Annotated in this window: 1 protein-coding gene; it reads left to right on the forward strand. The window is 41.0% G+C overall.

The genetic code is table 11. The features are described 5' to 3' along the window. Positions 1–193 precede the first annotated feature (193 nt). Positions 194–978, forward strand: a 785-nt coding sequence (locus tag A3763_RS20640) for a hypothetical protein (RefSeq protein ID WP_068760430.1), incomplete at its 3' end; no start/stop codon positions are given.

Here is a 978-nt window from a genome sequence, read left to right on the forward strand (position 1 = left end):
TAATAGCTAAGCGTGCAATTTCTTAGGATTGCCAAAACAACACAGCAATGACTACCGACTTAGTCAAAATTATTTCGAAAAGTTAAGGCTTTGCTATCAGCATCTAATAAGGCTAATCTTATATAGTGAAGCTTATTAATTTAATCGTAGAAGAGTTCGGCTCTTATGCCGACCGATAACGCTGATTATAAAAATGATAATAATATTCAAGTTAATATTACTACTGGTTGCAAGTAGCTTTAGCGCACAGGCTTTGAGTGATTATGTGCTGGTAAATCGGCCTGAATCAGTTAATGACAAACGCTATGATTACGCACATGATTTGTTGCAAATGGTTCTCGATGAGACTCAAGACGACGATTCAAAAAGTGTTGTAAAACACGCAACGCTTATAATGAACCGTAATCGTCTACTGTTATCGTTGAAAGAGGGTAAAGAGCTTCATGTCGTTGCCGAAGCGCCCAAAACTGCTTGGGTCAGCGAATTGCACGTCGTAAGAATTCCCATACGAAAGGGAATACAGGGCTATCGCCTCTTTTTCATTAATAAGCAAGACCAGAGCAAACTGTCAGCACTTAAGTCTTTCGAAGAGTTTAAAGCTATACCCACTGGTTCAGGAAAAGGTTGGTCGACGACTAGAGTGTTGAGAGAGGCAGGGTTTAATGTTGTTGTGGGAAACAACTATGAAGGCCTGTTTAGTATGTTAGAGCTCGGTAGATTTAAAACCTTTGGTCGTGGTATTAATGAAATTGAGGCCGAGTACTTAGCTCAAAAAGAGGCGCACCCTAATCTAGCAATCGACACGGAACTAATGCTTCATATCCCCTTGCCAACCTATTTCTTTATTAGCCCGAAACGACCAGAGCTTGCGAAGCGCATTGAACGGGGTTTGTGGCGCCTAATCGAAAATGGCAAATTTGAAGCATACTTTTTAGCTCACCACCAAGCGCTAATAGATAAGTTTCGGCTGAAAGAGCG

Source organism: Oleiphilus sp. HI0128, assembly GCF_001635365.1.